The organism is Anaerocolumna cellulosilytica, from assembly GCF_014218335.1.
Taxonomy (GTDB): Bacteria; Bacillota; Clostridia; order Lachnospirales; family Lachnospiraceae; genus Anaerocolumna; species Anaerocolumna cellulosilytica.
The window spans coordinates 594,666-617,344 of sequence record NZ_AP023367.1 but is presented as its reverse complement, the minus strand read 5'-3'; the positions used below and the strand labels follow the sequence as shown (position 1 = coordinate 617,344).

20 protein-coding genes are annotated in these 22,679 nt (G+C 34.8%); 5 read left to right on the top strand and 15 right to left on the bottom strand.

Features of this window, described 5'->3' with window-relative positions:
* Positions 1-315: 315 nt before the first annotated feature.
* The 3 genes from acsn021_RS02790 to acsn021_RS02780 are packed head-to-tail and all read left to right on the top strand — an operon-like array spanning position 316 to position 1,427.
* On the top strand, positions 316-897 hold the full coding sequence (locus tag acsn021_RS02790) for a TetR/AcrR family transcriptional regulator (protein WP_184092598.1): 582 nt from the start codon (positions 316-318) through the stop codon (positions 895-897).
* A 22-nt stretch (positions 898-919) separates the two neighbouring features.
* Positions 920-1,174 (top strand): zinc ribbon domain-containing protein, encoded by a 255-nt coding sequence (locus acsn021_RS02785; RefSeq protein ID WP_184092599.1) that lies wholly within the window; start codon positions 920-922, stop codon positions 1,172-1,174.
* 1 nt (position 1,175) lies between these two features.
* Positions 1,176-1,427, top strand: coding sequence for a TfoX/Sxy family protein (locus tag acsn021_RS02780; RefSeq protein WP_184092600.1), 252 nt, complete (start codon positions 1,176-1,178; stop codon positions 1,425-1,427).
* 162 nt (positions 1,428-1,589) lie between these two features.
* Here the strand turns inward: acsn021_RS02780 and acsn021_RS02775 are convergent, their stop codons facing one another.
* The 8 genes from acsn021_RS02775 to ftsH form a co-directional block, all read right to left on the bottom strand.
* Positions 1,590-1,844, bottom strand: coding sequence for an HPr family phosphocarrier protein (locus acsn021_RS02775; protein WP_184092601.1), 255 nt, complete (start codon positions 1,842-1,844; stop codon positions 1,590-1,592).
* On the bottom strand, positions 1,819-2,805 hold the full coding sequence (whiA, locus tag acsn021_RS02770; RefSeq protein WP_184092602.1) for a DNA-binding protein WhiA: 987 nt from the start codon (positions 2,803-2,805) through the stop codon (positions 1,819-1,821). The genes acsn021_RS02775 and whiA overlap by 26 nt, the downstream gene beginning before the upstream one ends.
* A 12-nt stretch (positions 2,806-2,817) precedes the next feature.
* The gene (rapZ, locus tag acsn021_RS02765) at positions 2,818-3,684 is read right to left on the bottom strand and encodes an RNase adapter RapZ (protein ID WP_184092603.1); all 867 of its coding nucleotides are present in this window, start codon (positions 3,682-3,684) and stop codon (positions 2,818-2,820) included.
* A gap of 9 nt (positions 3,685-3,693) precedes the next feature.
* Positions 3,694-4,611: a UDP-N-acetylmuramate dehydrogenase gene (murB, locus tag acsn021_RS02760; RefSeq protein WP_184092604.1), complete on the bottom strand. Its 918-nt coding sequence runs from the start codon at positions 4,609-4,611 to the stop codon at positions 3,694-3,696.
* A gap of 194 nt (positions 4,612-4,805) precedes the next feature.
* Positions 4,806-5,747, bottom strand: coding sequence for an ROK family glucokinase (locus acsn021_RS02755; protein WP_184092605.1), 942 nt, complete (start codon positions 5,745-5,747; stop codon positions 4,806-4,808).
* 165 nt (positions 5,748-5,912) lie between these two features.
* Positions 5,913-6,854 (bottom strand): HPr(Ser) kinase/phosphatase, encoded by a 942-nt coding sequence (hprK, locus tag acsn021_RS02750; RefSeq protein WP_184092606.1) that lies wholly within the window; start codon positions 6,852-6,854, stop codon positions 5,913-5,915.
* A 231-nt stretch (positions 6,855-7,085) separates the two neighbouring features.
* Positions 7,086-8,945 carry an excinuclease ABC subunit UvrC gene (uvrC, locus tag acsn021_RS02745; protein ID WP_184092607.1) on the bottom strand — a complete coding sequence of 620 codons (1,860 nt, stop codon included), beginning with the start codon at positions 8,943-8,945 and terminating at the stop codon, positions 7,086-7,088.
* Between the two features lie 297 nt (positions 8,946-9,242).
* On the bottom strand, positions 9,243-11,204 hold the full coding sequence (ftsH, locus tag acsn021_RS02740; RefSeq protein ID WP_184092608.1) for an ATP-dependent zinc metalloprotease FtsH: 1,962 nt from the start codon (positions 11,202-11,204) through the stop codon (positions 9,243-9,245).
* Positions 11,205-12,062: 858 nt separating this feature from the next.
* On the opposite strand from ftsH, the gene acsn021_RS02735 reads away from it, so the two are divergent.
* On the top strand, positions 12,063-13,667 hold the full coding sequence (locus acsn021_RS02735) for a CTP synthase (RefSeq protein ID WP_184092609.1): 1,605 nt from the start codon (positions 12,063-12,065) through the stop codon (positions 13,665-13,667).
* A gap of 431 nt (positions 13,668-14,098) precedes the next feature.
* Positions 14,099-14,302, top strand: coding sequence for a hypothetical protein (locus acsn021_RS02730; protein ID WP_184092610.1), 204 nt, complete (start codon positions 14,099-14,101; stop codon positions 14,300-14,302).
* A gap of 175 nt (positions 14,303-14,477) precedes the next feature.
* On the opposite strand, the gene acsn021_RS02725 is transcribed toward acsn021_RS02730, so the two are convergent.
* From acsn021_RS02725 to acsn021_RS02695, 7 genes are all read right to left on the bottom strand, one after another.
* Positions 14,478-14,924 (bottom strand): signal peptidase II, encoded by a 447-nt coding sequence (locus acsn021_RS02725; protein ID WP_184092611.1) that lies wholly within the window; start codon positions 14,922-14,924, stop codon positions 14,478-14,480.
* Between the two features lie 200 nt (positions 14,925-15,124).
* Positions 15,125-16,156, bottom strand: coding sequence for a tetratricopeptide repeat-containing glycosyltransferase family 2 protein (locus acsn021_RS02720; RefSeq protein WP_184092612.1), 1,032 nt, complete (start codon positions 16,154-16,156; stop codon positions 15,125-15,127).
* Between the two features lie 414 nt (positions 16,157-16,570).
* Positions 16,571-17,602: an NAD-dependent epimerase/dehydratase family protein gene (locus acsn021_RS02715; RefSeq protein ID WP_184092613.1), complete on the bottom strand. Its 1,032-nt coding sequence runs from the start codon at positions 17,600-17,602 to the stop codon at positions 16,571-16,573.
* A gap of 96 nt (positions 17,603-17,698) precedes the next feature.
* Positions 17,699-19,801, bottom strand: coding sequence for an adenylyltransferase/cytidyltransferase family protein (locus tag acsn021_RS02710; RefSeq protein ID WP_184092614.1), 2,103 nt, complete (start codon positions 19,799-19,801; stop codon positions 17,699-17,701).
* A gap of 24 nt (positions 19,802-19,825) precedes the next feature.
* The gene (locus tag acsn021_RS02705; protein WP_184092615.1) at positions 19,826-20,398 is read right to left on the bottom strand and encodes an SIS domain-containing protein; all 573 of its coding nucleotides are present in this window, start codon (positions 20,396-20,398) and stop codon (positions 19,826-19,828) included.
* The gene (locus acsn021_RS02700) at positions 20,395-21,720 is read right to left on the bottom strand and encodes an HAD-IIIA family hydrolase (protein ID WP_184092616.1); all 1,326 of its coding nucleotides are present in this window, start codon (positions 21,718-21,720) and stop codon (positions 20,395-20,397) included. Before acsn021_RS02700 ends, acsn021_RS02705 begins: the two co-directional genes overlap by 4 nt.
* Position 21,721: 1 nt before the next feature.
* Positions 21,722-22,675, bottom strand: a complete 954-nt coding sequence (locus acsn021_RS02695; protein ID WP_184092617.1) for an NAD-dependent epimerase/dehydratase family protein — start codon at positions 22,673-22,675, stop codon at positions 21,722-21,724.
* Between the last annotated feature and the right edge of the window lie 4 nt (positions 22,676-22,679).

Sequence of the window (22,679 nt, the reverse complement as noted above, 5' to 3'; positions counted from 1 at the left end):
ATTTACTATTATTGGTTTGATAACTCATTCTTATGCCTTTTCTTAAGAATATATAAAACCATATGTAATATTTTCACATATTTTCATTATAACATGATTGTTCAAAGAAAGGTTTACATTTTTATTAAGTTATTATGACAACACTATTTATTTTTCTGTCATTTAGTCCCAAAATACGACAAATATACTAAAATTCCAGAAATTCAATCTGCATATAAATATGCCAACCTTCTAAATGCTGTTTTTTATCCCTATTGACATTTGGTTTAAGTCGAATTATAATGAGTGTATACTCAATGAGTTGGAGGTCATTAATTGAAAACAAAAAGACAAATACAAAAAGAAAGTACCAAAATAAAAATAAGTAATGCTGCCTATAACGTATATTCTGAGTATGGTTTTAGTGCCACGACTGCTATGATTGCAAAAGAAGCAGGCGTATCACATGGTACAATTTTTGTTCACTTTCCATCGGTGAATGAGTTATTAATTCATTTAATTGAAATCTTTGGTAATAGATTAGCTTTAGAAATGCACAATTTATCGAAAAAAAATGATGCTATTGAAACGTTGCTTATAGCATACATAGATGTATTAAAAAAATATGAAAGTTTTTATATTCGACTTATAAGCGAAAGATGTTTATTACCAGAGGATGTACAGATGATATTTGTAAATATACAATCGAGTATAGCTGTGCATTTTAATGAAGTGATTGTGACGAAAATCGAAAATCAGATGATTAAAAACCTACCGGTTCATTTATTATTCAATACCTGGATGGGACTACTTCATTACTATTTGCTCAATAAGGATTTGTTTTCACCGGAGGAATCCCTTTTGGAGCGGTATGATTCGGAACTGATAACAACCTTTTTAGAATTAATAAAAAATTAAAATTAAATTGGAGGTAATTCACATGAAAATTTGCATAGCTTGTGGCATGCCAATGTTGGAAAAGTCAGACTTTGCCGGGGAGGATACCAAAAAAGATTATTGTATCCATTGTACCCGTCCTGATGGTTCCATGCAATCATTTGAGGAAAAAAAGGCCGGAATGATTCACTTTATAATTAAAACACAAGGGTTCGACTATAAAGCTGCAACTAAAATAGCAGAAAGTAATATGAAGCGCCTCCCTGCCTGGAAGGATTGTTTTAATACGGAGGTGTGATATGCATAAATTAACCGAACTTCCTAATATCGGTAAAGTCATTGAAAATCGATTGAATGCAATTGGAATCTATACTCTTGCGGAACTTATTAGCATAGGTAGCAGAGAGGCATTTTTTCACATTAAGCTTATTGATAATACAGCCTGTCTGCATATGCTATATGCTTTACAAGGTGCGGTTGAGGGAAAACGTTATACTCAACTTTCTAAAAGCACAAAACAAGAATTAAAACAATTTTTTGATTGTTTATAAGAGAGCGAAGAATTCCACCTCTACATCGTCATAAAGCAAATTCCGATACAAAAAGCCCACAGGTCATCAGCCTGTGGGCTCTGTTCATTCTTGCAGATCTATCAACCACTAATCTCTGTGTATTTAAATCCAACTTTGCCATAAGACAAATCAGTCAAACGGTTATTTGCTGCTAAGATATTTTTCTATGTTCTCCATAGCCAGTTCTTCGTCAGGACCTTCCGCTGAAACAGTTACTTCTTCCCCCGCAGCAAGTCCTAAACTCATCATACCCATAATACTTTTGGCATTGACCTTTTTCTCATCACATTCTACATAAATACTACTTTCATATTGACTTGCAACCTGTACTAAAAGTGCAACAGGTCTTGCCTCTAATCCGGTTGGAATTTTAATCAATATTTTCTTTGCTACCATAATTTACTTCCTCCTTTTGTTCCCTTAAGTTATCAGCTAAAATACTTATTTTTCTCAATCTATGGTTCACACCTGATTTACCTATCGGTGGACTAAGTAAAGCACCTAATTCCTTTAATGAAGCTTCTGGATATTCCGTGCGCAGAATTGCAATTTCCTCAAGTCCCTCCGTTAATTCACTAAAACCAATTTGATCTTTAATGTAAAGAATATCTTCAATCTGCTTTGTTGCTGCCGTTACAGTTTTGTTTATATTAGCTGCCTCACAGTTTACCTGTCTGTTAATTGAGTTACGCATCTCTTTCAGTATACGCACATTTTCCAAATTCATGAGTGATACGTGCGCTTCCATAATATTTAGCAGGTCAACAATCTGAGAGCCTTCCTTTACATATACTACATAGTATTTTTTTCGTATTACTATTTTTGCATCCATATCAAAACTATTGATAATAGCCTGTAATTGCTTTGCCTTAGCCTCATTCGGGGCAACTATTTCAAAATGATAGGTCTTCTCCGGATCACTTATGGAACCTGCTGCCAAGAATGCCCCCCTAATAAATGCCCTCTTACAACAGGAATTCTGTATGACCAGATTACTCATAATTGACAGGTTTTCACCTATTTCCTTGTTTTCATCAATTAATTTAGTTGCCTGTAAAATTTTTAGTGCCATTTCATGATCCGTAATACTCAAGGAATACATCTTACTCATCTTTAAATAAGCATTTTGCTTAATAGAAATTTCTGTATTTATATTAAAGGTTTTCTTGATTAATGTAAAGTATTTTCTTGCGACAGTGACATTTTCCGTCTGAATCTTTAGAATATAACTGTCTTTCTCGGTTATCATGATACGTCCGCACAGGCTGATTAATGCGGCTATTTCCGCTATCTGGCAATGTCTTGCAGGGCTAAGCTGTCTTGATAATTCATCTTTTACATCCTTTGAAAATGACATCTTAGACCACCTTTATCTCCTCGCATCTTTTTCTATGTCTCTATGTTCTACCTTAAGCCCGTATTCTAAAACCCCAATACGTGCCGCCAATTCATTGGCTAAGGTGACGGAACGATGCTTTCCTCCGGTACAACCGATACTAATAACCAACTGATTCTTACCCTCGATAATATAATTCGGTATAAGGAAGGCAATCATATCCTCCAGTTTATTAAGAAACGCTCCAGCCATATTGGAATTCATAACGTAATCCCTAACCGGCTGGTCATTACCCGTCTGATATTTTAATGTCTGGTCATAAAATGGATTGGGTAAAAATCTAACATCAAATACCAAATCAGAATCCATTGGTATCCCGTATTTAAAACCAAACGATAAAATCGTTATAAAAAAGTTGTGATATTTTTCATTTAAAGTATATATTTTATCAATTTGGGTTTTCAATTCACGAATTAAGAGCTGACTAGTATCAATAATTATATCCGCTTTACGTTTTATAAACTCCAGTCTTTCCCGTTCTGATTCTATTCCTTGCTCTACTCTTCCAGTACCTGACAGTGGATGAATCCGTCTGGTTTCTTTATAACGTTTCACCAGAACCTCATCACCGGCATCTAAGAACAAAATTTCATAGGGATAATTTTCTGATTTCAGCCTCTCCAGAATCATATCCAGTTCTTCCAGGGCTTGTCCGCTTCGGATATCCACTCCCAGAGCAACCTTGTCAAATTTTTCAGTACCGTTATAGGTAAGCTGTACAAATTTGTAGATTAGCTGTATGGGTAAGTTGTCAACACAAAAATATCCTGCATCTTCCAGCATTTTTAATGCAGAACTTTTACCTGCACCGGACATTCCAGTAACTATAACTAGCCTCATATGGACCTCTCAATCTTCGAATTCACCTAAAAGTTTTACTTCCGGCTCTAATGTAACGCCAAATTTATTATAGACTATCTGTATAATCTCTTTTATTAAGGCTCTAACTTCTATCGCTGTTGCTCCCCCTTTATTGATTACGAAACCACAGTGTTTTTCAGAAACCTGGGCATTACCTACCTGATATCCCCGTAAACCTGAATCCATAATCAATTTGCCTGCAAAATGTCCCTCCGGTCTTTTAAAGGTACTGCCTGCACTGGGGTATTCAAGTGGCTGCTTATCCCGCCTTTTTTCGTTTAATTCATTGATTAAACTTCGAATCTCCATCTTATTACCCGGTTCAAATGCAAAGGAGGCTTCAAGTACTATCATATCTTGTTCCTGTATAATACTTTTACGGTATCCAAGCCTTAATTCGTCCTTATTTAACTCAAGTACTTCTCCCGCTTTATTTAATACTTTTGCACTTACTATTGTTTGCTTTATTTCACCGCCATATGCACCTGCGTTCATGGTTACAGCACCACCTAATGTCCCTGGAATTCCAGCTGCAAATTCAAATCCGGCTAAACCTTTATCTGCTATCTCATTCGCTAGTTTTGAAAGTAATACACCGGATTGGGCACAAACTACCCCATCTTTTACAGTAATATTCCCATAAGTCTGGCCAAGTTTTATTACTGCTCCCTGAAATCCTTTATCACTCACTAACAAGTTACTTCCGTTACCCATAACATAATAAGGATATTTAAGTTCCTGGCACAGTCTTACGGTGCTTACTACCTCCTCTGTACTCTTTGGCTGAATTATAAAAGCTGCCAAACCACCGATACGGAAGGTTGTATAACCGGCAAGAGGCTCATCTATCAAGATTTGGTCTTGTTGTAACAGTTTTTGTAGCTTTTGATAAAATACCTCGTTCATATCTGCACCTAACTATTTCTTTCCGCTTTATTTCATTATGGGAGTTATTGCACTTCTAAAGAAAGATTTTACACCAAACTTCTTTAGGAGAATGTTTCCCTTATCTTTATTAATATATGCTGATAAATCATCTTTGTATGTCAATTGTATATAGTTATATTACAATATAACTAATTTTTTCGCAACCTCTGGGTTTATTTTCCTACTATTAATTTTGCACCGCCAAAAATACCGGCATCATTTCCCAGTTCGGCTAAATGGAATTCCTTATTTTTTAATGCACGCATAACGTTTTTATTATAATGCTCTTGAATAGTTTTAAGCAATATAGAGCCTGCCTTAGACACACCGCCGCCGATAACAAATACCTGCGGGTCAACCACTGCCGCCACATGAGACAATGCCAGTCCAAGGTACCTGCCCAGCTGTTCTACCAAATCAACGGATAGTACATCCCCCTCTTTTGCAAGGTCAAAAATATCTTTTGCTGTGATAGAAGGAAGCTCTCTAAGTTTTGAAGGCTTCGCAGAAATTTTTAACATTCTACCTGCCTCTTTTACAATGCCCGTAGCAGAAGCAAATTGCTCAAGACACCCTTGTTTTCCGCAGTTGCAGGAGACCTCTTCATCATAATTGACTGTAATATGTCCGATTTCTCCCGCTGCACCGTTACTACCGGTAAGAATCTCACCATTTAGGATTACTCCTCCACCAACACCTGTTCCAAGCGTTACAAGTACCATATTAATAAACCCTTTTCCACCGCCTTGCCACATTTCCCCAAGGGCAGCAACATTGGCATCATTTCCTACTTTTGTCTCAAAACCAGTTAAACACTTTAGTTCTTCTGCAACATTAACGATTCCCCAACCTAAATTAACACATTCAAGAACCGTACTTTCTTCTATCACCGGACCTGGTACTCCTACTCCAATTCCCAGAATCTGCTCCTTCGATAGTTCCTTTTCCGTCAACTTCTCCTTAAGGCTGTCCGCTATATCACTTAAAATGTACTTGCCGGCTTCTTCTTTTCTGGTTGGAATTTCCCACTTATCCAAAACATTACCTGTCTCTGTAAAAAGTCCGAGTTTTACTGTAGTCCCGCCAACATCAATACCAAAACATAATTTTTCCATACTCTTATCCTCTTAAATTATATTAATTAGAGTTCAGGTATCTAAAGCCCATTCTCAAAAACCCTGCGTACAAATTACCATTTCCATATATTAAATAAGGCTTTTGACACCTGAATCCTATTTATCTAAACACTATCCCAAAGTGAGGGCATGTATCGTTGGGTGCTATTCCTCTTCTACCTTAGTCTTCTTCATAAGATTGTTTGTAATACGGTTATACAACTCCTGCGCAGCATTGTAGCCCATCTTCTTCTGACGGTAATTAACCGCAGCAGATTCACAGATAATTGCCAGATTACGTCCCGGTCTGATAGGAATAGAATGACACACTACTTTATTCCCCAAGAACTCCATGTATTGTTCATCCAGACCCATTCTGTCATAGTTCTGTTCTCTGTTCCATTCTTCTAATTTTATAACCAGGTCTATAGACTGTGTATTCTTAACACTCTCAACACCAAACAAAGTCTTAACATCAATTATACCAATACCTCTTAATTCTATAAAGTGCCTGGTAATATCAGGAGCTGTTCCAATTAGGGTTACATCACTTACTTTTTTTATATCAACACGGTCATCACTCACTAAGCGGTGCCCTCTTTTTATTAATTCAAGCGCTGCTTCACTTTTTCCGATACCACTTTCCCCCATTATCAGAACGCCTTCACCAAATACATCTACCAGCACGCCATGAATAGATATTCTGGGAGCCAGTTCTACATTCAGCCATCGAATCACTTCTGCCATAAATGAGGAGGTTGTTGTACTGGTACGAAGTATAGGAATTCCCTTTTCTGTAGCAAGCTTAATTATTTCCGGACTAACTTCAATACTCCTGCAAAATACAATACAGGGTACTTTATAATCCATTAACTTAGAAAGAATTCCAATCCCATGATCTTTTTCCATCTTTTGCATGTAAGCATACTCTACGTGACCGATTATCTGAACACGGTCAGAGTCAAAATGTTCAAAAAATCCGGCAAGCTGCAGTGCCGGGCGGTTTATTTCCGGCTGGCATAATTTTATGTGGCGGATATCAATATCCGGAGTTACATTTTCCAGATTCATTTTCTCAATAAGCTTGGATAATTGTACCGTATACATAGTTCTCCTTCTCTCTAATAAACATTTGCTTATTTTTTTATACTACTCATTTCACATATACTGACTTATTTCTAAAAGAGTAACCTGTTGGATAATACAAATTGCTTCCTTTACAGGTTCTAAAGCTAGCTTTATTCTATCACAGAGCCCTACTACTGTAAACATTTTTCAAACACGCTCTAGCCCTTTATTTCACTTTAAACAGCTTGCAGTAAAGGATGTAAATCTTATTTAATGAAAGAAATCATATACCTGTCTGGCTGAGCGTATATTCATACTTTCAACTGCTGCCAGTTCTTCAATAGAAGCTGCCTTAATATCTTCAATGGACTGATAGTGTTTCATGAGAGCCCGTCTTCTGGTAGTACCAACTCCTTCGATATCATCAAGTATGGAGTGCACTTGCTTTTTACCACGAAGCTGCCTGTGATATTCGATAGCAAAGCGATGTGTTTCATCCTGAATCCTTGTTATAAGCTTAAAGGTCTCACTGTTTGTATTAAGAGGAATCTCCTTGTTCTGATAAAAAAGTCCTCTGGTTCTATGGTTATCATCCTTTACCATACCACAGACAGGTATATCCATATTCAATTGCTTAAGTACTCTTTCTGCCACATTTACCTGCCCTTTACCACCGTCCATCATAATTAAATCCGGATAACGGTTAAAGCTGCCATAACTTACATCAAGATTTTTTTCCTTCAACTCCTGTTCTTCCCGCTGTCCATGGGTAAATCGCCTGGTTAATACTTCCTCCATGGATGCATAGTCATCCGGTCCTTTTACCCACTTTATTTTGAACTTTCTGTAATCATTTCTCTTTGGCTTACCATTCTCATAAACTACCATGGAACCTACTGAATCAAAGCCACTGATATTTGAAATATCAAAGGACTCTACACGGTAAAGTCCCGGAAGATTTAGTAATTCAGAAAGAGTATTCAGTGCTCCTACAGTTTTTGCTTCTTCTCGTTTAATTTTTTCTGCATCCTGCTGTAAAACCAGAGAAGCATTTTTTCTGGCAAGCTCTACCAGACGCTCTTTTTCCCCTTTTACCGGTTGTTTGATGTAAACCCTTTGACCACGCTTTTTGCCCAGCCATTCTTCTATAATCTGTTGTTCATCAATAGCATCCCCAACAATCAGTTCTCTCGGTATGTAGGGTGTTCCAGCATAAAATTGCTTAACGAAGGTGGTCAGAATACTGCTTCTGGTTTCATTCTCTACACCAGTTAAGTAAAAATGTTCTCTCCCGATAAGCTTTCCATTACGTATGAAGAACACTTGTACAACCGCTTCGTCTCCTACTGTGGCACAGGCTAAAATATCCCTGTCTTCTTGTTCCCCGCTGGTTATCTTTTGTTTTTCAGAAATCTGTTTTACACTGTTTAACAAATCTCTGAATTCTGCAGCCGTTTCATAATCCATCTGTTCAGCAGCAGTCTTCATCTTTTGCTCTAAATCCTTTGTAACAAGAGAAAAGTTACCGTTTAGAAATTCTAATACCTGCTGAATGGATTTTTTATATTCTTCTTCTGAAATATACCCCTGACAGGGTGCCTTACATTGCTTAATATGATAATACAGACATGGTCTTTCTTTTCCGATATCTTTGGGCAGTTTGCGGCTACAGGTTCTTGTATAATATATTTTACGAATTAATTCTATGGTATCTTTTACTGCCTTGGCGCTGGTATAAGGCCCAAAATATTTTGCTTTGTCCTTCCCCCGTTCACGTGCAAATAAGATCCGCGGAAATTCTTCCTGTACCGTAACCTTAATGTAAGGATAACTTTTATCATCCTTAAGCATGGTGTTATACTTTGGTCTGTGTTCTTTAATCAGATTGCATTCTAGTACCAAGGCTTCTAATTCCGAATCCGTTATAATATACTCGAAATATTGGATACGGGAGACCATCTGCTGAATCTTAGGTGTCAGATTCCGGCTGTTCTGGAAATACTGTCTTACACGATTCTTCAGGCTAATTGCTTTACCAATATAGATAATGGTATCGTGTTTATCGTGCATTATATAGACACCTGGCTTTGCCGGCAATTTTTTTAATTCTTCTTCTATGTCAAAAAACATTTTAACACCCCGTGCCTTTCAATTTTTTAATGAAGCTATCTACTTCCTGCCTCTAAGGTACACACTTCAATAATATGCAGTTCAAATATCTCTATTTTTCAAATATTTTAATATTTTATGGTTATTACTTAAGAACTTATTCTTACGTAAGTATATCATATTTTATAGCTCATGTGAAATTAAAAAGCAGATCTCCAAATTAAACTTAAAACATACAAAAAATTTACTATTATACAAATTCGGAGCCTGCCACAATTACAACAGACTGGCTGTTTTCTGTGTGACAGGCTCCAACTATTAAATATTTATATGAATCGTTTGATCATCTGTTGCATCAGGACTTATATTTTGGTCTGTTTCTGCTGGTAAAGCTTCTTTTTCTTCTGCATCCTCTTCTGGAAGACCTTTTACCTCACGGTATATTCTCATAAACTCTTTTCCAGTTATGGTTTCTTTTTCAATGAGGTAATCTGCAATTTTATCTAATACATCACGGTTACCTTCCAATAACCCCTCTGCTTTTTTATAGCATTCTTTTAAAATAGCCATGACTTCTGTATCAATCTCTGCTGCTGTGGCATCTCCGCAATTTAAAACTGCTCTGCCGTCCAGATAGCGGTTCTCAATAGATTCAAGCCCCATTAAACCGAACTTTTCAGACATACCATATTGGGTAACCATGGCTCTTGCAAGCTGAGTTGCCTTCTCAATATCATTGGAAGCCCCTGTGGTAATGGAGTTAAATACCAATTGTTCTGCAGCGCGTCCTCCGAATAAAGTTATAATTCTGGCTAACAGTTCTTCCTTGCTCATTAAGTATTTTTCTTCTTCCGGTACCTGCATAACGTAGCCCAAAGAACCCATAGTTCTTGGTACAATAGTAATCTTTTGAACAGGTTCTGCTTCTTTTTCCAAAGCAGTAACTAACGCATGACCTACTTCATGGTAGGCTACAATCCGTTTTTCTTCCTTGTTCAGAATTCGGTCTTTCTTTTCTTTACCGGCAATAACAACTTCTACCGATTCAAATAAGTCATCCTGAGTTACAACTGTTCTGCCCTGCTTAACTGCAAGAATTGCAGCCTCATTAATCATATTCGCTAAATCAGAACCAACTGCCCCGGAGGTTGCCAGCCCAATTGCATCTAAGTCAACAGAATCATGCATCAATACGTCTTTCGCATGAACCTTTAATATATCTACTCTACCTTTTAAGTCAGGCTTATCTACAATAACACGCCTGTCAAAACGACCCGGCCTTAGCAATGCCTTATCGAGGACTTCCGGACGATTTGTAGCTGCCAGTATTACAAGACCTTTGGAGGAATCAAATCCGTCCATTTCAGATAACAACTGGTTCAAGGTCTGTTCCCTTTCGTCATTCCCTCCGCCATAGTGGTTATCCCTGCTTTTACCGATTGCATCTACCTCATCAATAAATATGATACATGGTGCCATAGCCTGTGCCTGCTTGAATAAATCCCTTACTCTGGAGGCACCCACACCAACAAACATTTCAACAAAGTCCGAGCCTGAAAGTGAGAAAAAAGGTACCTTTGCCTCACCGGCTACTGCCTTTGCAAGAAGGGTTTTACCGGTACCGGGAGGTCCAACCAGTAATGCACCTTTTGGAAGCTTTGCACCGATTCGGGTGTATTTGCCAGGATTATGAAGAAAGTCCACAAGTTCTGTTAAAGATTCCTTGGCTTCTTCCTGACCTGCCACATCTTTAAAGGTGACCCCTGTTTCTTTTTCCACATAAATTTTAGCATTGCTTTTTCCTACGCCGCCCATCATACCGCCACCGCTTTTGGAAATCATACGGAATAGAAACCACATTACCAGATAGATCAACACAAAAGGCAGTACCCATACTAAAAGTATATCTACTATGGTAGTCCTTGTGTCGATAACCTCTCCTTTGTAATCGATATCCTTTTCATCCAGCAGTTCTATCAGTTTGTCATCATCTACTTTACCGGTATAATAGGATATATCATACACGGGATTGGGCTGTTTAATCGGTACAATTTTGATTTTATCAGCCTGGATTAAAACTGACTTCACTTCATCGTTCTCAATCATTGAGCGAAACTTATTATACGATATTTCAATATTCGTGCCTTCCTGAAGTCTACTTGACATATATGAGAATAAAATCAGTGTTGCTACTGCGGCTATTAATATATAAATTAAAGATTTTTTGTTATTGTTATTACTTGCCCCGCGTTTATTATTGTTCATATTTTTATTGTCCATACCTAACCTCCTTCGTATTATATTTTAGTAATAGACAATTAGAAAATGCTCTGCTCTCTGCTCAGAATACGGAACCAGAAGGGCTGTTCTGCAATTGACTATATTTTAATTATAAAAACAGGTATCATCTACTTGGTATATCTTCTATCACGGATTTCATATATTTAAACTTTCTGACTGTAAGGATTACACATTTTATCAGAAGTATACGCTTTTTAGATATATCGCCGGATACACTTACTTAGATACACTTCATTATAATGTTAGTCAACTTATAAATCAATACATATGTCATGAATTTTTTGTGGTATAAATTAAAAATTCATTAAGTTTTTTCAATTTTTTTTATTTTGTACTGGATTTCTTCTATTAATGATAGTATAATAGCTTGTGATTGTTTAAAAATGCGCTTACAAGGTGTTAAGTTATATCAAATGAAATGGGACGAATTTAGATTCTTTTCGGATTAATTTGGCTTATCCTTGTCTAAATGCCTTAAGCCGATGGAATAAAAGGTTGCCATCGATTTTTTTAGGGCTTTTTTCATTATTAAATATGCTTTTAACAGACTTGCTCACATTACCGTCTGTCTACCTTAATATCCCTTTCATGAAATACATATCTGCACAATACTTTTGGACAAGCGCCAAAAATATTTGCCATGCAACCTGATATGTATCCTTTTGTAATGTAAGCATGCGTAAAGCATGTATTGGATAGGTTGAACAAAAGCAAGATGGAAGTCCACATTTTTAAGCACTATATATAGAAGGTTTATGCTTTATGCCTATTTTCATAAATTAAAGTAAACTTGTGCAGCTAATAATAAATATTAATTTCAAAGGAGGAATCACAAAAATGGGAGTTAAGTATGTATTTGTAACAGGAGGCGTTGTTTCAGGCTTAGGTAAGGGCATTACTGCCGCTTCCCTTGGCAGATTGTTAAAAGAACGCGGCTACCATGTTACCATGCAGAAATTTGATCCATACATCAATATCGATCCCGGCACCATGAACCCGATTCAGCATGGTGAAGTTTTTGTAACAGATGACGGCGCAGAGACTGACCTTGACTTAGGTCATTATGAACGTTTCATTGATGAAAGTCTGACTAAAAAATCCAATGTTACAACCGGTAAAATATACTGGTCCGTATTATCTAAAGAACGACGCGGCGATTTCGGCGGAGGAACAGTACAGGTTATCCCTCATATAACCAATGAAATTAAAAACCGTTTTTATAATGACGAAAATTGTGATGAAACCAAAATTGCAATAATTGAAGTAGGCGGAACAGTCGGCGATATCGAAAGCCAGCCCTTCCTAGAAGCAATTCGTCAGTTCCAGCATGATGTTGGCCCTGAAAATGCCATTCTGATTCATGTTACTTTAATTCCCTATCTGAAAGCCTCCGGTGAGATGAAAACAAAACCGACACAGTCCAGCGTAAAAGAGCTTCAGGGAATGGGTATCCGTCCAGACATCATTGTATGCAGAACAGAAGTACCTTTAGAAGATGGTATCAAAGAAAAAATAGCTTTATTCTGTAATGTTCCAAGCAACCATGTAATACAAAATTTAGATGTGGAAACCTTATATGAAGCACCTCTTGCCATGGAAAAAGAACACCTTGCTAATATAGCCTGTGAATGCTTAAAATTAGATTGTCCTACTCCCGATTTAACTGCATGGGAGAAGATGGTTGAAGCCCTAAAGCACCCTACCAGAGAGGTTACTGTTGCTTTAGTCGGCAAATATACCCAGCTTCATGATGCATATATTAGTGTTGTAGAATCTCTAAAACATGGTGCGGTGGCACATAATGCTTCCATTAACATAAAGTGGGTTCCCTCAGAAACTCTAACTGACGAAAATGCTGCCGGTATTCTCTCCGATGTCAGCGGTATCTTAGTTCCCGGCGGTTTTGGTGACAGAGGTATAGAAGGCAAAATTTCAGCCATTAAATATGCCCGTGAAAATAACATACCATTCCTCGGCCTTTGCTTAGGTATGCAATTAGCCATTGTTGAATTCTCCAGACATGTCATCGGTTTTACCGATGCCCATAGCATTGAATTAGATCCTTCCACAACACATCCGGTGATTCATTTAATGCCGGAGCAGGATGGCATTGAAGATATCGGCGGTACATTAAGGCTTGGCTCTTATCCCTGTGTTCTGGATGAAAACAGCAAGGCATATAAAGTATATGGTGAAAAGACAATTCACGAAAGACACAGACATCGTTATGAAGTTAATAACTACTATCGTGAAGATTTTATCCGTGGCGGAATCAAACTTTCCGGTTTATCTCCTGACGGACGTATCGTTGAAATGATTGAGTTAGATAATCACCCCTGGTTTGTTGCTACACAGGCACATCCGGAATTTAAGTCAAGACCAAACAGACCTCATCCTTTATTCAAAGGCTTTGTAGGTGCTGCTCTGGAATGTCAGGAATAGGTTGATTTGTATTAGATAAATAGAAATTAATATAGATATAGCCCCTGGGTATCTCTCTGAAAGTAACTTGTAGATATGGAGAGGTATTTGGGGGCTGGTTTTATATCTGTTTATTGTAATTATCTGTTATCTTGGTTATTTCTCTTTCACTTTATTACTTCTGCTATTTCCTTCTAACAAGTTTAGGCAGCTTTCTATTCCTGACAGGAAACCAAGCTCAAAATATACTTCGCTATGGTTAGTTACCAATTCATTGAATAAATCAAACAAGGTGTCATCGTCTTCCTTTAAATATGGATATATTTCCTTTAACTGTTGATAGCCTTTAGGTAGAATTCTGGTTGTAATTTTATCTTTATTGCAGTAACATTATTTTACAACTATACATTATTCAATACTCCATGTACATTTACTCAAGAAAGGATATAAAGATGAATAATAAAAAGAGCCTTATAACTTTAAGAATTGCTCTATCAATAATTTTTTTAGTAAGTGCCATACTTTTAGGCTTTGCCTTTTTTAAAGATACCAGTAAAATAATTCTTCCTATATGTATTTTTGTTTTAATTACCCAAGCTGTCTATAATGCCTACAAAGTATATCGTGATAAAAAATCTTTTAAAAAAATGGGCTAACTCATTAGAATGCGCTACTAGAAATAATTAATAAGCAATGTATAATAATGAAGTTGAGCAACTAATACTCTCCATGTTACAATTAGATAGGTTTCAAGCTATACCAAAAAGGTGTCTAAAAAGCAGACTATGAGCTTTTTAGACACCTTTTATTATAATATTGCAAAGGGATTACCTAATCTTTTTTAAATATAGCTAATACAGCAACCAGAAAAGAACCTATAAAAATAAAAATATCGGAAATATTAAAAACTATTTTCTTTAGGAACTTAAAACTGAAGTAATCTACCACATATCCTCTTTTAAATCGGTCATATACATTGCTTAATGCTCCTCCAAGAACTAAGGAAAGTCCTAATTTTAATAAATTGTTCCCCTTTTTAGGAAGTAACACCGTAAAAACAAGAAGTATTATACCTAATAATGCAGCAGATAAACATTTCACAAAACCAGCATCATTCTGCATAAAATTAAGCATGGCACCTTTATTATGGTATCGTTCTATGGTAATATTACCATTTAGTATTTCTTCCTTTTTATGCATTTCTTTTTTATCTTCAATATATTCTTTTATCTTTACATCCGTATAAAAAATTGCCATCACTATTATGATAAATACCATCTCATCCTCCATATAAATAGTTATCCGTTATCAAAAGTATGCTTAGTAGGAATAAAAGTTATACTGTTACATTTATTATAATATTATTTACCAATATGGCAATATAAGATATGTAAATTTAATGTTATTTTTAAAGATTTTTACTGTAAGTATACCAGGTTGTACAATTAGAATTCAGTTTGCTGCTTCTTACAAATTAGCTATTCACTAAATCCATATTCTTTTAACCAATCTTTCTGTAATTTACAGTATTCCTTAAATTCGTCTTCTTTGCCAAGCCTTTTACAACACTCTCCAAGACGTTTTAACGGATAATCTCCGGTATACCTTATATTCAATTCACTTTCCGTTTCATAAGCTGCGTTGTAATACCATATGATAGCTTCTGAATAATCCATCTTTGCAAAATAATACTCTCCTACTTCATAACATACTTCTGCACTACTTTTTCCCGTTGCAAAATTCTTCAAGGAATGTTTCATTAATTCAGCTGGTTCATTCAATATTCTTGCACACCTGGCAAGTACACACTGAATTTTTTTTAGATGTTCCAAGGAATGATTTTCCGTAGTTAAATTTTCAAAATATTCTCTTGCCTTAAGAAAATCTTCATCCTTACCGGCAATAAATAATTCCCTTGCATACATCCCCTGTAATTTGAGAGACAATTCATCCCCGCGATTTATGATTTTTTGAAACGTGTCAAAGTCTCTGTCAGCATGGTTTGACTCTGGTAAATGAATGATTTCAATATCACTGTCATAAATGACTGGTTGGAGTGCTACTGTTTCATGTATAGGGTCAATCCAAGTAAAGTTTCTCTGCCTTTTAAACAGCTTTGGTCGATATTCGATATCATAATTGTAAGTTGTATTATGCTGTAACTGATTTGTGTATTTCATTTGTACAATTTCTATTTCCGGCAATAGTGCACGCTTTATATCCAGAAGTTTTTTTTGATTTTCTTCATCTATAACCTCGTCTGCATCTGCCGTATAGATATAGTCCATAGTAGCTTTTGAAAATGAAAAATTTCTGGCTGCTGCAAAATCATCAATCCATTCAAAATCATATATCTTATCCGTATATCTGGACGCCAGTTTTTTTGTATGATCAGTGGATCCGGTATCAACTAATATTATCTCATCTGCAATTTCTTTTAGGGTCTCTAAGCAGCGAACTAGTACTTTTTCCTCATTTCTTACAATTAAACAAACTGTTATAGTAATCATAATAGTAGTTTTTTCTCCTTTAATTCAATTACATATTATGTGAATTTTCTCATTTTCACCTTCCATTTATTTGTGAATTTTTTCATTTTTTATCCATTTTATTGTGCAAAAACACAACGGAAATTTTTGTTTTTTAGTCGAATTATAAATTTTTAAGTATACAGTTTTTACATAATATTTGTCGGAAAATTGTCATTTTCCCAATATTGTGTAATAACTGTTCTCGTGTTATACTTAATACATAAAAAACATCTGTATTTTCTATTCAATCTATACAAATTGAGTATGCGTTGTTGTGAATTTGCACTCAATTTTCTAATATTCAATTCTTTTATTAGGGAGTTTTTAGAGGGGAGGAACTCTGGGAACTCCTGTTCTTTATAAAATACTAAGCATATGCCATATGCATAGTATTTATACTGAATTTATATATTTCTCTTTGTCTATCCAATTAATCATTCTCATATACATATCAACTAAATTAGTTTTAGGTTTCCAGCCTAATTTGCGTATTTTAGCTGATGATAATCGTATTCCTGTTTGAGCTGCATAGCCGAATTTATTTTCTTCTGGTATATCAAAGACTACTTTTATTTTATTATGCGCTATCTGATTAGCTACTAAATTAGCCATTTCTCGTATGCACATAGTATTTGCTTCATTAACAACATTATATGCCTCACCATTAACGCCCTCATATAAGAGTAAAAATATAGCTTCAACGGTATCATATGAATCACAATAATTCCCCATGGAGTTTCCATTTGTGTGTAATACTATATCTTTACTATTAACTGCTGCACAAGCAAATTGAAAAAAAGCCCTATTTTCATCCGGTAAAATGCCTTCTCCAAAGGTCTGTGAGAGTCTGGCTATTTTAACAGGCGTATTGTATTCTTTATGATAAGAGTAGCAGTAATGTTCAGCCATACGCTTTCCCAAAGGATAACAACTTCTTACAGAAAAAATGTCTAATCCACCTAACATGTCTTCCGTAACTAATTGCTCGTTATTAACTGTTCCGTAGACCTCCATAGACGATATATAGACCATACTTTTTACATTGACCTTTTGAGCGAAGTCTAAAATATTACGTGTTCCAATAACAATTCCATCTGCGGTATCTACAGGATTATTAATCATCTTTGCTGACCTTGTAGTTGCTGCACAATGTATAATATAATCCGGTTTCCATCCTTCTTCTATTTTATATACCCCACTATCCATATCTAGGTTAAGAGCTAATAAGTCAGAACAAATAAATCTAACATTTTTACAATCATAGTCCTGATACATATTACTAGCTCTTCGAGGATCTCTAACCAACCCAATTATTTTTATTTTATTATCCTTATATTTTTGTTGCTTCAATAAAGATTTCATTACCAGAGAGCCAATAAATCCGGTGACTCCTGTTATAAAATATGTACCATCTAAAATTTTCATTATCAAACTCCTAATATTATTCGTCAAGTAGGTATACATGTAACAAGAGTATAAATATTCAATCATTCTTGTTATATAAATTAACACTTACAATATCTACAGACATCTGTCTGTGTCAAATTCATTCTTTAGGAAATTGTATGTAGTAGGAGGTACAATTTTTTTAATCTCATCAAAATTGTTTTCTTTTAATAACTTCCTAACTCTTGAAGCACTTATTACCTCTCCTGATTGTTCCTTACGTGGAATTTCAACAAATTTAATACCATAATCTGTTATAATTCTCTTCATTTCCATGTTATACTGATTGGTTATGAAATCTAAAGGTTCTTGACCAACAAAACGAACTGAAATATTCAATACAGGTGCTATATATTGTGCAAAGATTCCAATATCTTCACTCGCATCGATAATTATTTCTTTTTTATATTCTTTTGTAAAATATGCTGGCAATGTCTTATTTGAAAGTATAAACTGACCGGATGGTATCACTCGTAAGTTAGGTATATGGGCAGTAGCTTCCTTGACTAATTTATACCGCTCTTCAAAAGTAAAAAATGACCTATCCTCTTCAACAATAAATATATAAAGATAATCAACCGCTTTGCTGGCATATTCAATAAGATGTAAATGCCCATAAGTAATCGGATTACAGTTCATTACTATGGTACCAACTTCATCTCCTATTGAATCAGAAAATTTTAATGCTGCAATATCATGCAAGTATAAATTTAAATTTTCTCTTTCATATTCGGTTAAAAGTACTTTTCCTTGCTGTAAACATACAGATGCCTTACTAAAATCCATTTTTTTAATTTCTTGATCGATAATTTTGTTATATAATTCATTAACAATTGCCTCATTACCTTTTCGGGTCGTATGAATTGGATTATCTGAGAACCATATTTCGCCTTCATTTCTAGAATTAAATAAATCAAGCAAAAACAAATCGACACTATCTTTTATACCGAACTTTTCACAAAGTTTCTTACGATTACAAGAAATAAAAATTATAATATCCTTATCTTTTATCGAAAGTGTATTAACTATATTCTCTACATTTTGAAAACTTTCTTGCCCTAAGGAAATACCTTTTACAGAATATTTTAAACCTTGCTTTTTCAAAAATTCATAAAGGAGATATAGTAAGGTATCCTTTTGCAAATTATGGTTACCATTACTACTTGCAATACAGGGCCCAACTATATAAATAGTGCTCTCCTCTCTTCCATACTTGGTAATATGTGAATCCTTTATACTTCTTCTTTCTGTTATTTCATTATTATATTTTTTTAAATGCTCTTCATGGCTCATTCCGCATACTTTTGTTATCTGTTTCATGGTTTCCTTATCATCTATGTTCAATAAAGGATTCGAAAGAGAAATATATTTCATATGTCTAAATACTTCTTCTAAATCATAATTATTTAATTCTTCAAATAAAGGAATCCTACATATATAACATTTAATGCTCATTCTATTGAAACTGTTTTTGATACTATTTTCAACAATTATTCTATTTATAAATGCAATATCTAAAAGAAATTCCCATCTATTTTTAAAAGAGAATCTATCTTTCTGAGTTTGATCTTTTTCTTCGACAATCAATTCAGTACCATCAGAGTATATTTTCATACACATAAAACTAGGTATTTTAACATCCTTTGTTTTAATTCCGAGTATAATTTCCCAGATATCTTCCTGAATCACAACAGTTATGTTTCTCTTGTATAATAATTTATAAAATTTATACGACAATTCGTTTAAACCATATAGATAAACTGCCTTTATCTTAGGATATAATTCAGATAAAAATAGTGCTGCATCATTTTTATATAACTGATCCATAATCCTGTCTACCTCTACTTCTTGGGTCATTACTCTCTGATAACAGAAGTAAACTAACTCATTCATTTCATCAAATACGGGAATATAAAGTATATACTTATCCGAATTAAATATTTTATAGGCTTCCTCCCAAATATTAACTCCGGTTGATAGAATTTGAGTCTGCACTAATTGATCTCTTTTATAAAGTAACCTCTCGTATGTTATTATACCTACAAAGTTTTCCCGATAATCTTTAACAATGACAATATCGGTGGAATGACCTGGGCTACAAAAAAAAGAGAACAAATTTGACACTTCTAATTCTTCATTATATATTACATAAACTTCTTTCTCACAAAAACATATCATTTTTCATCCTCCACCACTTTATCTTTAGCATCCCTTCATTCCAGATAATATGTACATCATCATATGATCTAAGATTAAATGTATATCTTCCGTAATCTGCATATTATTAATATTAATATGAATATTGTGTCTTGCTATTTGCTTCAATCTCCCCCCATCATAACCTGTTAGCGCAATAGTTTCGGCATTAGTACTATTTGCATATTCTAAAGCTTTCACAACATTTGCGGAATTTCCACTTCCCGATATACCTATTACAATATCCCCTGCTTTCAATTTATTTTTTAAAGGAACAACAAATATCTCGTCATAACCTATGTCATTTGCAATCGCCATCATCATTGGAACATTATCACTTAAACATTCAAAATCATATTTTATATCCTGAGCATAACTGATTCCTTTATTAAAATCACACTTAAAGTGAGAGGCTGTAGAAGCACTGCCCCCATTACCACAAATGAAAATTCTTTTTTGATTCAATCTGGCATTTTCTAAAATATTCATCACATTATTGATATCCACTATGGGTAAGCTTTCCAAAGTTTTCTTTTCTAATTCAATATACTCCTTTATTCCACCTGTATAATCAATCATAACTTATAGCCTCCCTTGTTATTTACTATCTGTTTTACGGCATCTAATATGTCAACTGCTTCTTTATCTGGTGATACACTATACTTTCTATCCCTTCCCCCTTCGCCAGTTTGAACAATAACAGTACTAAGACCCGATTTTATACCAGTTAATATATCACTTGTTGTATCACCTATTATAAAAGATTTTTCCTTGTCAATATTGTATTTTTGTACCATTAAATCAATCATACCAGTATTAGGCTTTCTACAATTGCATACAACTTTATATTCGATTTTTTCTTCAGGGTACCCTTTATCTGGATGATGAGGACAAAATATTATATCATCTAGAAAGGCACCTTGATCACCTAACAGCGAAGCCATCTTCTTGTGTATATTATTAACATCTTCAATAGAACACTGCCCTCTTGCAACAACTGGCTGATTAGTAACTACAATAGCTAAATAGCCGGAATCATTTATTAATTTAACTGCCTCAGCAGCATTCTTTTCTAACTCAAAATCTATTTCGTTATCTATGAATCCTTTATGAATGTTCAATGTTCCGTCTCTATCTAAAAAGATGCACTTCTGCTGTCTTTTTAAATTTTTCTCAAAAGCAGTTCCTGACTGAAAATCCTTTTCTACTGCATAAAAACGTTCAACCGTTCCTGCATCCTTTACATATTCCGTAGTACGATAACCATACACTTTACCACTTCCTAAATAAGGTACAATTATATCTGATTCCAAATCTAATTTTTTTGGTTTTTCGATTTTTTCAAGAAGTCCTTTATTAAAAATATAAATACCTGCATTTACACAATTATCATACCAATAATTTCTTTTATTTTTTTTAGAATCGAAACCAATAATTCTCTCTTCCTTATCTAAAACCACTAGGTCAGAATCATATGGATGTGAATTAGGATGAACTAACAACGTTATATTACTTCCTTTACGCTCATGAAACGTTATCATTCTATCTATATCGATATCAAACATAACATCGCCAAAAATTAACAAGAAATCCTCAGTACAGAACCTTTCTTTTAAGTAAGAGAGGGCACCGGCAGATCCTAAAGGTTCTGATTCTACTATATAATTAATATAAACCCCCCAATTTGCTCCGTCCTTAAAATATTCTTGAATTTTGTCACCCAGATGCCCTACTATAAACACAAATCTTTGAATGCCACTTTCGATAAGCTTTTCTAATTGGTGCTGAATGATTGGCTTTCCAAGTAATGGATATAGCGGTTTTGGAATTTCTCCTTTCGTAAGTTCATGCAGACGTGTCCCCATACCTCCCGCTTGAATAACTGCTGTCCATTTTTTCATATTAATTGCACTTTCTATTGTTTAATATTTCTATAATTGTTTTTCTAACAGCTTCATCAGATGTATATCTTGCAATCCATCCTGCTGAATGTATCTTGTCCAAACAATAGTAGAATTTAGGCACATCGCCCTTCCAACCACCTTTTCCACCCGTAAAATCATATGTAACGTTGGTTAATCCCATCTCTTCACATAAAATGTCTGCAATTCGAGTAACGCAAGTATTCCCTTCCACTCCTAAATTATAGATTGATACACCTGCGTCATCAATATCCATAAACTGGATTATCGCTTGTATTAAATCTGCAATATAGATATAAGGCTTGGTCTGTTTCCCATCACCCAATATCTTCAATTCGGAAGGATTACTTTGTAATTTATGAATAAAATCATATATAACACCATGCGTAAGTCTCGGCCCAATTACATTCGGAAAACGAAATACCAAAGATGAAAAATCATTCATATAAGAAAAAGCACTTATAAGGGCCTCACTACCAAGCTTTGCCGCACCATAATACGAAATTGGAGATAAGTTTGGAGTATTCTCATCTAGTATAATATCTTTTTTATCCCCATATACGGCGGATGTTGATGAAAAAAACAATTTTTTAACATTATATTTACCCATGCAAGAAAGAATATTAAAAGTCGTAGTGTATGTGTTTCGATATTCCACTTCTGGATTTTTAGCACTAGCCTGTATATCTGAGTTTGCAGCCAAGTGAAATACATATTCCGGTTGTTCTTTTTCAAATATATCTGATAATTTGTTTATATCTGCTGCATCTTGCTGATAAAAACTAAAATTACTATTACTTACTAAATGTCTAATATTTATTTCACTTCCTAAAGAAAGATTATCTACACTAACAACCTTATGACCTTCCTTTAGTAGTGCATCATTTAGGTGACTGCCTATAAAGCCAGCCCCCCCAATTACTAATGTTTTCATACAA